The 13,075-nt window shown below is 44.4% G+C and carries 8 protein-coding genes and 2 pseudogenes; 4 read left to right on the forward strand and 6 right to left on the reverse strand.

The window, feature by feature from the left end:
* Window positions 1-82 precede the first annotated feature (82 nt).
* From ACPYIV_RS08990 to ACPYIV_RS09005, 4 genes and pseudogenes are all read left to right on the forward strand, one after another.
* Window positions 83-979, forward strand: a pseudogene (locus tag ACPYIV_RS08990) (IS110 family transposase); the annotation flags it as partial.
* 583 nt (window positions 980-1,562) lie between these two features.
* Window positions 1,563-2,213 (forward strand): FadR/GntR family transcriptional regulator, encoded by a 651-nt coding sequence (locus tag ACPYIV_RS08995; protein ID WP_299360526.1) that lies wholly within the window; start codon window positions 1,563-1,565, stop codon window positions 2,211-2,213.
* 90 nt (window positions 2,214-2,303) lie between these two features.
* A pseudogene (locus tag ACPYIV_RS09000) lies at window positions 2,304-2,381 on the forward strand (hypothetical protein); the annotation flags it as partial.
* A gap of 75 nt (window positions 2,382-2,456) precedes the next feature.
* Window positions 2,457-2,984 (forward strand): methylated-DNA--[protein]-cysteine S-methyltransferase, encoded by a 528-nt coding sequence (locus ACPYIV_RS09005; RefSeq protein ID WP_425886512.1) that lies wholly within the window; start codon window positions 2,457-2,459, stop codon window positions 2,982-2,984.
* Window positions 2,985-3,338: 354 nt separating this feature from the next.
* On the opposite strand, the gene ACPYIV_RS09010 is transcribed toward ACPYIV_RS09005, so the two are convergent.
* The 6 genes from ACPYIV_RS09010 to ACPYIV_RS09035 form a co-directional block, all read right to left on the reverse strand.
* On the reverse strand, window positions 3,339-4,985 hold the full coding sequence (locus ACPYIV_RS09010) for a diphosphate--fructose-6-phosphate 1-phosphotransferase (protein WP_293734801.1): 1,647 nt from the start codon (window positions 4,983-4,985) through the stop codon (window positions 3,339-3,341).
* Between the two features lie 95 nt (window positions 4,986-5,080).
* On the reverse strand, window positions 5,081-5,818 hold the full coding sequence (locus ACPYIV_RS09015; RefSeq protein ID WP_425886378.1) for a hypothetical protein: 738 nt from the start codon (window positions 5,816-5,818) through the stop codon (window positions 5,081-5,083).
* Window position 5,819: 1 nt separating this feature from the next.
* Window positions 5,820-6,842: an AAA family ATPase gene (locus tag ACPYIV_RS09020; protein ID WP_293734799.1), complete on the reverse strand. Its 1,023-nt coding sequence runs from the start codon at window positions 6,840-6,842 to the stop codon at window positions 5,820-5,822.
* Window positions 6,839-7,987 carry a DUF262 domain-containing protein gene (locus ACPYIV_RS09025; protein ID WP_293734798.1) on the reverse strand — a complete coding sequence of 383 codons (1,149 nt, stop codon included), beginning with the start codon at window positions 7,985-7,987 and terminating at the stop codon, window positions 6,839-6,841. Before ACPYIV_RS09025 ends, ACPYIV_RS09020 begins: the two co-directional genes overlap by 4 nt.
* Window positions 7,988-8,105: 118 nt before the next feature.
* A complete protein-coding gene (locus ACPYIV_RS09030; RefSeq protein ID WP_425886379.1) occupies window positions 8,106-10,430 on the reverse strand; it encodes a GH92 family glycosyl hydrolase in 2,325 nt (774 codons plus the stop codon).
* A gap of 339 nt (window positions 10,431-10,769) precedes the next feature.
* Window positions 10,770-13,058, reverse strand: coding sequence for a GH92 family glycosyl hydrolase (locus ACPYIV_RS09035; RefSeq protein ID WP_300761563.1), 2,289 nt, complete (start codon window positions 13,056-13,058; stop codon window positions 10,770-10,772).
* Window positions 13,059-13,075: the final 17 nt, after the last annotated feature.

Consider the following 13,075-nt stretch of genomic DNA (forward strand, 5'->3'; position numbering starts at 1 on the left):
GCATTCGCAATGATGGCTCACGATGTACAGATGTTGTCGTTCAATAAATCATTAAGACTATGACCTACGTTGGAATTGATGTAAGACAAAAGCCTTCAAGAACACCACTAAGGGAGTTCACGAGTTCATTCAAACCTTATCCGCGGATGAGCATCATTGTGTGCTGGAAGCAACCGGCAACTACAGTTCCCTGCTCGTCTATCTCCTTTCGCAAGCAGGAATTACCGTCAGTCTGGAGAATCCGCTCAAGATAAAGAACTTCGCACGTGTAATGCTTTCTGTCACCAAGACAGATGAAACAGATGCACGCTTGATAGCCTTGTATGGAGAGAAGATGCAGCCTGCCCCTTACAAACTTCGTAGCGATGCCATTCTCACCTTGAAGCAGAAACGGACAGTCATACGCCAGCTCAAGAAACAGCTCATAGCCACACGGAACTTGAAAGGTTCTATGGAAGCACTTACTTTCTTTGACCCCAAATGCAAGAAAACCATCGAAAAGACAATCGCTTTCCTTGAAAAGCAGATCAAGAACCTCGAGGAAGAACTGGCAGTTCTGGCACAAAGTGAGTACAAGAAGCAGATGGACTTGCTCACCTCCATCAAAGGGATAGGTGTCACGCTCGCGGCAGCCTTGATAATGGCCACGGGAGGATTTACCTACTTTGATAATGCCAAGCAACTCACCCGATATTTGGGGCTGTCGCCTACTTACCAACAATCCGGTACATCAGTCAATGTCAAAGGTCACATCAACCGTAACGGTGATTCATCCTTGCGGGGCTTGCTTTATATAGCTGCCATGGCATCTCTACGATGTAACACCGAATGCAAGGAATGTTTCGACCGATTACGGTCTAACGGCAAGCCTGGCAAAGTAGCGGTCATTGCGGTCGCCAACAAACTCGTAAGGCAGGCTTTTGCAGTGGTCACTCAGGAAAAGACGTATGTCGATGGGTTCAAGTCGGCAAAGCCATAATAGCTCCTGCGGAGGGAACGCCATGCGGCAAGGGGCTGCGCAGTCAGCCCCGACGAGCCTACATGAGTGGGATAATTGCATGCTTATGCTAATTATCGTTAACTGGATTCTGTTTTCGTATTATAGTTCATAACTCAATGTTTTTAATGTTACAAAATTAGTTATCATTGAGTTACCCGATACTATGTAAAACTACGCAATACACTGAATAAGAACCGAATATAAGCAAACTTACATTCCTTATCCGGTAACGGGATAGTAACTGAACTTTTGCGTTGTCTCGCAGAAGTTGGAATTTTAACCCCTTGCAATACAAAGCAAAACAGAGCGTAATGAACGCTCTGTCAGCTAATTCGCTACACTCTGCCTAAATCTGCTTTTTAGTTAGAAGTTTATTTTAGATTTTAGCGAATTATTTTAGAAATAGAAGTAACGATTTGGCAGCCGTGCGAATTTCAGGATTTTGCGATATAAAACATCAATCTCTCAAAATATTATCACCGAATATTTTGTCTGTCTTATAAAAATATATACTTTCGCGAATCATCTGATGATATGATGAATAAAAGCAGAAACAAATAGTATGATTATACAGAAGAAGTCTTTGGCAGATATAGTAGCCGAACAGTTGAGACAACAGATTGCGGAAGGAATTTATACAATCGGGGATAAACTTCCGACCGAACCGGAGTTGATGAAAACGTTTAAAGTCGGAAGGTCGAGCATCCGTGAAGCGGTAAAATTGTTGGTAAATATGGGCGTTGTACAAGTCCGGCAAGGTTCGGGGACATTTGTCGCTGAAGCATCCGATGCGAAAGGAGGCAATATAAATATGAATATTGCCGACCGGACGGAACTCGATGAAGTGAGGAAAATATTGGATATTGCAATTGTGGAGAAAGCCGTGGCACGAAGAACAGAAAAAGATATAGAACGAATGCAGTCCTCCCTTGAAGCCAGAAAAGTAAATGCAAAAAACGGCTTGTTGAAAGAATGTATCGAAGCCGATTTGAATTTTCATATCGCGATTGCCGATGCCACCCACAATCGAATATTGGCAGATATTTACCGTTCTGCTTCCCTGCATCTGCTTTCGGAGTTCAATCGTATTTACGATGGTACGGATTGCTTCATAAATTCACAATCTTCTCATGAGAAGTTATCGAGATACATCATCGCTGGTGATTTGAAGAACGCCCGAAAGATGGCAACACAGATTGTAGAAGAACCATAGGACGAGAAACAACTAAAAATAGAACAATCAAATGATAAAGAATGCAGAAAATGGCAACGAAAGATTATGCACCGACCAACAATAAGTACGATGAAAACAAAAGAAAAGATAAAAGCGGATTGTCCGGCAAAACCTCAGGAAAAGAACATTGTGTTTTATGATACGCTTGAGGAAGCCTTACAAACCGGCTACAGGCCATGTAAAATATGTATGAAAGAATATTATAACAATAAACAGAACAATATGGAAACTATAAAGATTACACGGTATCAATCGCCCATGGGCGAGATGCTTGTCGGTTCTTACGGCGACAAGCTGTGTATTTGCGACTGGGCGGTGGAGAAACGGCGAGGTACGATAGACCGCCGCATACAACGACATCTGAATGCAAAATACGAAGAAGGGACTTCCGACATCATCGAACGGGCAATCGGGGAACTCGAAGAATATTTTGCCGGACATCGTAAGATATTCGACATTCCCGTTGTCTTTACCGGCTCGGAATTTCAATGTTCCGTATGGGAAGAATTGATGAAAATACCTTATGGAACGACCATCTCTTATGGCGAGCTTGCCCGCCGCATCCATAACCCGAAGGCTGTGCGTGCAGTCGCATCGGCCAATGCCACCAATCCCATCTCTATCTTTGTTCCCTGCCACCGGGTAATCGGCAGCAATCATAAACTCACGGGATACGGAGGCGGCCTCGATACAAAAAAAGGATTATTGGAGTTGGAATGTTCTAAAACAGAAGGAATAGGGTTATGGTAGATTCAATTTAATATACAAAAGTACGAAAAGCGCCATTCATAAAGGCTTCGAGGTGGCATTTCGTTGGCTCTACCTCATAGAAAAACAAAGCGTAACGAACGCTGTTTCAGCAAATTCACTACGCTTTGTTCAAATTTGCAATTCCGCTATGCGTTTATTTTAGAAAAGACATCCGATTTTATGGTTTGAATCATTTGAGCCATATCTTCCGAAGAGAAGATGTAAAACATGCAAATAATTTTGTTTATCTTCTGGCTTCAGGGAATAAAGAGCCTGTCCGGTAAAGATAAGAAATAGAGGTAAAGCCTGACGCCCTACCTCTACATTTATAATCTATCTCGATATAGACTTGTCTTATTTAGCCTGTTCCAGCTGCAACGTCTTGGTCGGTTCGTCGCAAACTTCAGTCGGGCCGAAGTACTGGATAGGACCCGGATAAACATAGCTGGTTGTCATAGCCCATTCGTCGCGGTTGGCAGCGAATTTCTTGAAAGGAGCACCGTCGAGCTTAACCAGAGCTTTCTGGATAACCGGTTTCATTTCGCCGTGACGTTTTTCCATATTCATCATCATGGTTACAGGGATACCGCCTGCAATCCATTTGTCAGCCGGAGCTGTCGTGTTGCGTACGGAAGACATATAACCTGTCTTGCCGGCAGCGATCAAGCAAGAAGCCGTATAACCTAAAGAATAGCAGTAGTCGGCATCGTAGTTGGACGGAGCGGCGCAACGGCCTTCGTAGCCGAAGAAGTGGTGCTGTGCAGCGAACTTGCCGGCGTATTTGCCTTCCGCCTTCCATTCAGCCAACTTCTTGCCAACCATTTCAGACAGCAATTTTTCTGTTTCGATCAGAGAAACCTGTACGTTTCCGTGCGGGTCGCGATCTAAAGACAACTGACGTGCCACGCCTTCCGGCAGAGAGGCATATAAGTCGGAGTTTTCTTTTGTCAGTTTGCTGATGATGTAAGCACGCTGTTCGCTCTTCTTGATCATCTTGAATTCGGTATCGTGTTTAGCCAGGAAGTCGTTCAGTTCGGCGATCAGGCGTTTCATAGCCGGAACAAACTCGATCAGACCTTCGGGGATCAACACCGTACCGAAGTTGTTACCTTCGGCGGCACGTTTAGCCACGATTCCGGCGATGTAAGTCACGATATCGTCCAAAGACATGTTCTTTTCCTCAACTTCTTCGGAGATAATACAAATGTTCGGCTGAGTCTGCAAAGCGCATTCCAAAGCAATGTGGGAAGCCGAACGTCCCATCAACTTGATAAAGTGCCAGTATTTCTGTGCAGAGTTACAGTCGCGCTGGATGTTACCGATAACTTCCGAATAAACCTTACAAGCCGTGTCGAAACCGAAAGAAGTTTCAATCTGCTCGTTCTTCAAGTCACCGTCGATCGTCTTCGGACAGCCGATTACCTGGACGCCGGCATTGATTGCCTTGTAGTATTCTGCCAGCACACAAGCATTCGTGTTGGAGTCGTCGCCACCGATGATAACCAGGGCCTTGATGTCCAGCTCTTTCAGGATTTCCAATCCCTTGTCGAACTGTTCTTTTGTTTCCAGTTTGGTACGACCTGAACCGATCATATCGAAACCGCCCGTGTTGCGGTATTCGTCGATAATGTCAGCCGTCAGTTCCATATATTTATGATCGATCAGACCACCGGGTCCCAGGATAAAGCCATACAGACGAGAAGCTGCGTTGTTAGCCTTGATACCATCAAACAGGCCTGCAATCACGTTATGACCGCCAGGAGCCTGACCACCGGAAAGGATCACACCTACGTTCATGGCCGGCAGCGTTTTGCTTTCATTGTTTTTTTCAAAAGTAACAATCGGCATTCCGTACGTGTTCGGGAATAACTTTTTGATTTCGTCCTGATCGGCAACTGATTGTGTGTACTCACCATCTACGGCTTTTACAGCGCCTTTCAATGCAGCGGGTACCTTTGGCTGGTAAGCTGCTCTTGCAATTTGTAATGCACTTTTTGTCATTTCTTAATCTGATTTATTTAGAAAGTATCTGATTCCTATATTAAAGGCGGTGCAAATATAGAAAATTTTCTTCAGCCATTCCAACCTGCGCATATTTATTTCGACAAAGAATGTATGCTATTATCAAGCAGCCTGTTCTCCTGAACAGGCCTAATCACATAAGTCAGTTCCTTGCCCGTCAATTCTAAATACATAAAACCGCTGGATAAGATGATTTCCATTTTATTATCAATCACGATATATCGATCATGATGGGTCAACAGTGAATCGTTCAAAGAAAAAGACCATTGAGAATTATACTTTTGCAGATCGGCAACAGCGCTATTATCCAAATGCTTCGAATGATAGACTAATTCTACTTTTTTGTTTGGCAAAATCAACTTCAAGACATCCTTACAGGCATTCAGGTATTGATCATACAGGCATATCTTTTTCGCATCCTGACATAGTGCTCTTATGTGCATAATCGCTTTATCCCTATGGACATTTCTATAAAAACAACCGGTGATATGGCTACTGATCTGATCGGACATGATATTGACATACGGATAATCCGTTCTATCATCACATAATATCAATTTATAGTCTGTCTTTCTTGCCAGTTCTTCCAAAGTCTGCTTTGTTAACCGGGCATATTTTAAAGAGTCATAAAGACTTTTCGACACACTATCGCCAATGCCGATATCATCTAATTGTCTGGTATTGGTCAGAAACTCGCCACAACGAAATTTAAGCAAGTGCAAGATTATATCTTTATCATAGTCTTGATGCTCCTTAAACAAATAATATTGCTTATACAAAGTATCAGACAACACAAAACTGTATTTCCCCATATTATTCCATTTCAAGCAGTTCAGCTAAAGTAGCATCGAAGAAACCTTCCGGGAAGTCACGAGTAAACTTGCCATCCTCCTTAAAACCAAGTACAATAAACGGATTCTGGATGCCCTCTTTATATAAAATGGTTACATCATCTTTCAAAAAACGCTTTTTATAAATTTCATAACCGACCTTATATATAAGGTGTTCGCAATGTGTTTCTATGATTACCTGTATACCGGCTCTAACAATAAAGGCCAAGAATTCGCCTACCTTTGCCTGGCTGGCCGGATGAAGATGAATTTCCGGATTTTCGATAAGAATAACATCATTCTTTTTTGCCCGCAAACACATGATCAACATTTTGGTAAGATAGCTTACGCCAGCTCCTAACTGGAAAGGCGAAATATTCCCCAGCCCGTCACTCTTATACTGGACTTCAACCACATCATCTAAACGGCGCTCTGTCTGCAACTCCGTCGGTATATCTAAAATATAAGACAACCAATAATTCACCTGAGCTGATAAAGTATAAGAGGAATCGTCTTTAATCAATTCCGGCATTAAGGGATTAGACTTTTCCTTTTCAAATGAACCGACTATATACTCGCCGACTACACCTATTTTAAACTGTGGCGAAATTTTAGAATGCAACTCTGCCCCAATTCTATTGGCTGACAAATAGTATAAATTTTGTTCTATGTCGATCGGCATGCCGGCATCCTCTTCCGGAGGAAGAAAAACCAAAGAAAGTTCATTTGTTCCGTGATAGGAAATATGCACATTATCGACATCAATATCGACCCTGACACTTTTTGCATTATAATATTTATTTCTAATTGCATCAAATGTCAGATTCACAATAGTATCCAGTAGAACCTGTCCATTTTTCCCTATCCTGCGAACAGGAAGTAATACCGACTGTATCAAACTTGACTTACCAGCAGAGTTAACACCCGTTACAATTGTAAAAGGCTTTATCTCCAGGTTCTCGTCATGAAGACATTTATAGTCTTTTATTTGTATATGTTTTATCATAACTGAATCCTATTTATTATTTTGTCCATTCGCTCAAACCTGAAAGAAACACTTGTAGTCGAGTCTATATTACCGGAAAAATAACCGGAATCATCAAACTCTTCCTTTACAGATTCTATATCCAGTATGAGTCTTGATGCCCATGTATAATCGATTTTCTCTGGAACAAAAGAAAACAAATAACTTAATGCTTCAAAGAGGGGCATGTTTATAGGTCTTCTAATCCCATTTCCCGAAAAACGAAAACCATTTTCTCCTAAAAGATCATAACTAATCTGCATACACTGAATAAATAGATTTTCATAACCTACAATCAATTCTTCAGGTGCATTATCATTCACATAAACCATAAAACGAGCCAGAAAATCATCTATATCCCCTCGGTATTGGAGAACTGGAATATCTTTAAATTCTCCACGATGCAACATCATAAAGGCGATTGCCCGTAAAACGACATATTGGTCTTTCATCCTTTCTTTATTAATAGAACGCCCTGTTGCAATCAAAAACTCAGGAGAACAGCAAAGTCTATCCAACATCTGTGTGCAACGTCCACGGTATAAGGCATTCCTCATTTCCTGCTTATTCAACGGAGTTCCTCCTCGATTTACCCGGTCAAAGATATCATATTTTACCCGCTCAGGTGTCGGAGGTTGAATGATATAAAAAAGTAATTGAAAATCCTCGATCACTCCCTGTTGCTTCAAATCCAAATCCTCAAAACAACACCCATTAAACTGCTTTAATATTCTCAGATTATTCAATTTGAACTTTCCTTCCAGAAAATCCAAAATAGCACTTATTCTTTGTCGTCCGTCGACAACTTGCTTCTTCCCATTCTTATCCTCAAACAAATACATTAATGGTATAGGAATTCCCATTAGGATCGATTCGATCAGTTCGGACTTCTGCCTCTGTTTCCAGACATCATGCCTCTGAAAATCCGGATCAATTATTAATTCTTTCCGCTTCAAACAAAGTGTATGCAAATGCATAATACTATATTGAGCCTTTTCCACCCTCACTTCGGCATTCGGATATATGGTATATGAATCATCTCCGTTTATTGACAGATCGGCTTGTTCCACATCGCTAACCACATTTTCATCATTGTTTATTATTGATGCTTCATCTTTTATATCCATATTTCCCATATATTTATCCTAATTTACGATTGAGTAATAGTCTTTAAATTAATAAAGAAATAAATGCTTCATGCAAAGATATTGAGATTTATCGGAAAATCGAATAGAAATCATTCATTTACTTGCTATCGGATTTCTGATAAAACATCGTTTTGCCCGGTAAAGACAATGAAGCCGGACGGGCGTCCGCCGAAACGGCACGCTTGTAGTTCGGCTTGTCGCTCATCACGAAATGAAGCGTGATGCCGGGTTGTACCTCTTCGTAAGTCAGATATGACTTGTCGTATTTCTTTCCGTTCACATACAAATCCTTGACATAGACGTTCTCCTTCGACCAGTTTTCAGTTGTCATACGGATCTCTTTACCGTTACTCATCTCAATAGTTAGCGCTTCGACACAAGGTGAACCCACATTATATATATTGCTGGAGGGAGCAACCGGATAGAAACCTGCGCAGTTGAACATATACCAGGCCGACATCTGGCCACAGTCGTCATTTCCACTCAGCGAACCCGGTTCGTTGCCATAAAAACGGTCTACGATCTCCCGAACCCACTTCTGGCATTTCCAGGGCTTGCCTAAATAGTTGTACAGATAGACGACATGGTGGCAAGGTTCGTTGCCGTGCCAGTAGCCGCCAATACGTCCCTGAATATCGTGCGCTCCGGGAATATCATCCGGCAGTTCGACCGTAAACAGTTCATCCAAACGTTTCTCGAACCATTTTTTCCCTGCCAGATTGATATATCCCTGCACATCATGCGGGACCGTCCAGGTATATTGCATCGTAAAACCTTCGGTTATATCCCCCCAACCATTCACCGAACCCGGTCCCTGGTAGGCGATCGGGGCGAACGGTGTACGCCAGTTTCCCTTGCTGTCGCGGCCGCGCATATACTTCGTTTCCGGGTCGATCAAGGTCTGGTAAGAAAGGGAACGGTTCAGGAAATACCGATAATCGTCCGTCTTCCCCAAAGCTTTGGCGGCTTGTGCGATACAATAGTCGTCATAGGCATATTCCAATGTCTTGGAAACAGATTCGGCTTCCTTATCAAACGGCACATAACCATTCCGGATATAGTCCGGCAGACAGTCGTAATGTTCGTTCAAGGCAGTTGTTTTCATCGCCTCATACGCCCGCTCGTAATCAAACCCCTTTACACCTTTGACAATCATATCCGCCAAAACGGAAACCGCGTGATAACCGATCATGCACCAAGTCTCGTTCCCGTAAAAAGACCAGACCGGGAGCATCTTCTCCACGCTTTTGTCAAAGTGGGCCAGCATCGAATTGGCGATGTCGGCATTCACGTCCTGGTGCACCAGGTTGAACCAGGGATGTAAAGCCCGGTAGGTGTCCCACAAGGAAAAAGTCGTATAGTTGGTAAAGCCTTTCGCCTGCTCGATATTCTTGTCCAAGCCCCTGAAACTGCCATCCGCATCCTGGAAAATAAACGGATGGAGGGCGGCATGATAGGCAGAAGTATAAAACGTTTCCTTTGTCTTCCGCCCCGCGGTTATCCGGTATTTTTGTAATTCCTTTTCCCACAGGTCCACGCCTTTCTCTCTGAGGCTGTCGAAGGTCAGTCCGTCCAGTTCCCGTATGTTCATCTTCGCCCCGGCAGTGCTGACGGAAGAAACGGCTGTTTTTACGATCACCTCATCCCCTTCCTCCGTTGCGAAAGAGAGACAGGCCATCAGGTTCTTCCCCCAGGCCTCGCGGTCACTTCTGAAGCGGGAAGTATTATAGATCACCGGCTTTTTGTCCTGCATAAAGCGTAAGCTTTCCAGCTTTTTGGAGAAGACGGCCGTAAAATAGACGTGGCGTTCAGGCCCCCACCCTTTCACTAACTTATAACCTGTGATGGTCGAATCGTTTTCCATGCGCAGATTGGCCCATTCGCACGACTGCCACAGGGTATGGTTCATGTCGATCATGATAAATGACTTTTCTGATTCGGGATAGGTGAAACGGAACATTCCGCTCCGCAGGCCCGCCGTCATCTCCGCTTTCACGCCGTAGTCCTGCAAGCGGACGGCATAATAGTTCGGAGTGGCCTGCTCCTCATCGTGTGTGTACCGGGAGCGGTAGCCCTCATCGGGGTTCTCACGGCTTCCGGGTTCCAATTTCATCTCTCCGGTTCCGGGGATAAACAGGAAATCTCCCAAGTCGGGAATCCCTGTCCCGCTAAGGTGCGTCAGGCTGAAGCCCAGGATCGAAGTGTGGTTATATTTATAACCGGCAGCCGCATCATAGTATTTGGCATCCGTATCGGGGCTAATCTGGATCCCGCCGAAAGGGATCTGCGCCCCCGGATACACATTGCCGTAACCATCCGTCCCGACCATCGGATTGACATATTCCGTCAACTTCTCATTCCGTGCCATGATAGAAAGCGCGAAGCACGACATGGCGATTAAAGTAGATATTCGTAGTTTCATATTTAAATCGTATTACAAATTATGCAGGATAAATGATGATTTATGGGTGTGATGGAATGACATCGTTGTCGAAATGATTGTCGTTTTGTAGGGGCAGGTTCTAAACCTGCCCGATATCGACAAATATACATGTTGCAATCGGGCGGGTTTAGAACCCGCCCCTACAACGACACCTTAAATATACCAATAAATCATCATTTACCATTTATTTAAAATAAAAAGGACTATCTGAAACAAGATCCAAATAGCCCTTTTGATTATAGTTAGGCTGAAAGTGCTATTATAATTAAGTGCTTATGTTAATATGAATGCTTCCAGCTAATCTATATATATTCTTGTTTATTTCCCTAATTCATTAGAGAACGAGTAAGGAGCATCGCTGTCCTGCGTACCCCGGCTCTTGTTCGGTGTGGCCGACATATTATAATTAATGTTCATGCCACGCATCAGGTCGCCGTGTGTCAGATAGTTCTTCGTGTAGTTCTTGCCATTCACTTTCATGGACGAGATGTAACGGTTTGCCTCACCATTATTGTTAGCCTTGATTACAACCTTCTTGCCGTTTTCCAGATTCAGCGTCACGCTTTTGAACAGCGGAGACCCTAAGATATATTGGTCCGTTCCCGGACAAACCGGATAGAAGCCGAGGGCCGAGAATACATACCAGGCCGAAGTCTGTCCGTTGTCTTCATCCCCGCAATAACCGTCGGGAGTTGCGAAGTAGAGCTTGTCCATCACTTCACGCACCCAATATTGCGCTTTCCAAGGCTCGCCGGAATAGTTGTACAAGTAGATCATATGCTGGATCGGCTGGTTGCCATGCGCATAATTTCCCATGTTCATAATCTGCATTTCGCGGATTTCATGGATCACGCCACCGTAATAACTGTCATCAAACAAAGGCGGTACATTGAACACGGAGTCCATCATGGCATTGAAACCGACTTTTCCCCCCATCAGATTGATCAACCCCTGCGGATCATGGAAAACCGACCAGGTATAATGCCAACTGTTGCCTTCCGTAAAAGCGTCTCCCCATTTCAGCGGGTTGAACGGAGACTGGAACGAACCGTCTTCGTTACGGCCACGCATCAACTTAGTTTCAGGATCGAACAGGTTCTTATAGTTCATGGCATGTTTGGCGAAAATAGCGATTTCGGATTCCGGTTTGCCTAAAGCCTTACCTAATTTATAAATGGCCCAGTCGTCATAAGCATATTCCAACGTACGGGCAGCACTTTCATTGATTTTCACGTTATAAGGCACATAGCCCAATTCATTGTAATATTCATAACCCAGGCGTCCGGTCGATTTTACCTTCGGATGTACGCTGTTAGCTCCATGAACGACAGCCTCCCAAAGCGTCTCGATATCATATCCGCGAAGTCCTTTCAGGTAAGCATCTGCCACAACGGAAGCCGAGTTGTTGCCGACCATGCAACCACGATGTCCCGGACTTGCCCATTCCGGCAAGAAACCGCTTTCCTTATATGTATTGGCAAGGCCCTCCTGCATCTTCGTATTCATATCCGGATACATCAGGTTCAGGAACGGAAACAGGCAACGGAACGTATCCCAGAAACCGGTATCGGTAAACATATAGCCCGGCAGCACTTCTCCGTTATACGGGCTGTAGTGGACCACCTTGCCGTTGGCATCCAGTTCGTAGAAGCTACGCGGGAAAAGCAACGAGCGGTACAAGCAAGAGTAGAACGTGCGCAGTTTGTCCACGTCGTTATCTTCGACAGCGATACGTCCTAATGTCTCATTCCAAACCTGGCGTCCAGCCTCGGCTACTTCGTCAAACGAACGGCCACCTAATTCTTTCAGGTTCTGTTCCGCCTGCTCGGGGCTGATAAAAGAAGAAGCTACGCGAGCATGGACGATCTCGCCTTTGCGGGTGGAAAAACCGATAATGGCGCCGGTATGGTTTTCTTTCGCTTCAGTCTCGCCTTTGCGGATCTCATCGTCGCCGACAGTCGCTTTATAGGTAAAAGGCTTGTCGAACACCACAACGAAATAGTTGCGGAAATTCTGCGGAACGCCCCCGCTGTTACGGGTCGTATAACCGATGATCTTGTTTTCTTCGGGTATGATCTTGACATAAGAACCACGGTCGAAGGCATCGACAATCACATACGAGTTGTCCGATTCGGGGAAGGTAAAACGGAACATGGCGGCACGTTCCGTCGGTGTGATTTCCGTCACCACGTCATGGTCTGCCAGATATACCCGGTAATAATTCGGTTTTGCCACTTCGGCCTTATGCGAGAACCAGCTGGCGCGTTTATCCTGGTTAAACACCACTTTACCGGTAACCGGCATGATGGCGAACTGTCCGTAGTCGTTGATCCACGGGCTGGGCTGGTGAGTCTGCTTGAAACCACGGATTTTATCCGCGTCGTATGTGTACGCCCAGCCGTCTCCCATCTTTCCGGTCTGTGGCATCCAGAAATTCATACCCCAGGGCATGGCAATCGCCGGATAAGTATTACCTGTCGAGAGAGAAATTTTCGACTGGCTCCCGACCAGCGGATTCACGTAATCCACCAGGTCCTTTTTGTCCGCCGCCTCCATCGTAAAGAGGCTGCTGCAAAGCATAATCGCTAAAAAAAATAATTTCTTCATGGATAGAATATGTTTAA

It is taken from the genome of Parabacteroides vesiculifaciens (genome assembly GCF_049860805.1).
In the GTDB taxonomy this organism is placed as follows: Bacteria; Bacteroidota; Bacteroidia; order Bacteroidales; family Tannerellaceae; genus Parabacteroides.

Coding starts and splice junctions, on each gene's coding strand:
- ACPYIV_RS08995 (WP_299360526.1), top strand. CDS start 1,563: ATGATTATACAGAAGAAGTCTTTGGCAGATATAGTAGCCGAACAGTTG.
- ACPYIV_RS09005 (WP_425886512.1), top strand. CDS start 2,457: ATGGAAACTATAAAGATTACACGGTATCAATCGCCCATGGGCGAGATG.
- ACPYIV_RS09010 (WP_293734801.1), bottom strand. CDS start 4,985: ATGACAAAAAGTGCATTACAAATTGCAAGAGCAGCTTACCAGCCAAAG.
- ACPYIV_RS09015 (WP_425886378.1), bottom strand. CDS start 5,818: ATGGGGAAATACAGTTTTGTGTTGTCTGATACTTTGTATAAGCAATAT.
- ACPYIV_RS09020 (WP_293734799.1), bottom strand. CDS start 6,842: ATGATAAAACATATACAAATAAAAGACTATAAATGTCTTCATGACGAG.
- ACPYIV_RS09025 (WP_293734798.1), bottom strand. CDS start 7,987: ATGGATATAAAAGATGAAGCATCAATAATAAACAATGATGAAAATGTG.
- ACPYIV_RS09030 (WP_425886379.1), bottom strand. CDS start 10,430: ATGAAACTACGAATATCTACTTTAATCGCCATGTCGTGCTTCGCGCTT.
- ACPYIV_RS09035 (WP_300761563.1), bottom strand. CDS start 13,058: ATGAAGAAATTATTTTTTTTAGCGATTATGCTTTGCAGCAGCCTCTTT.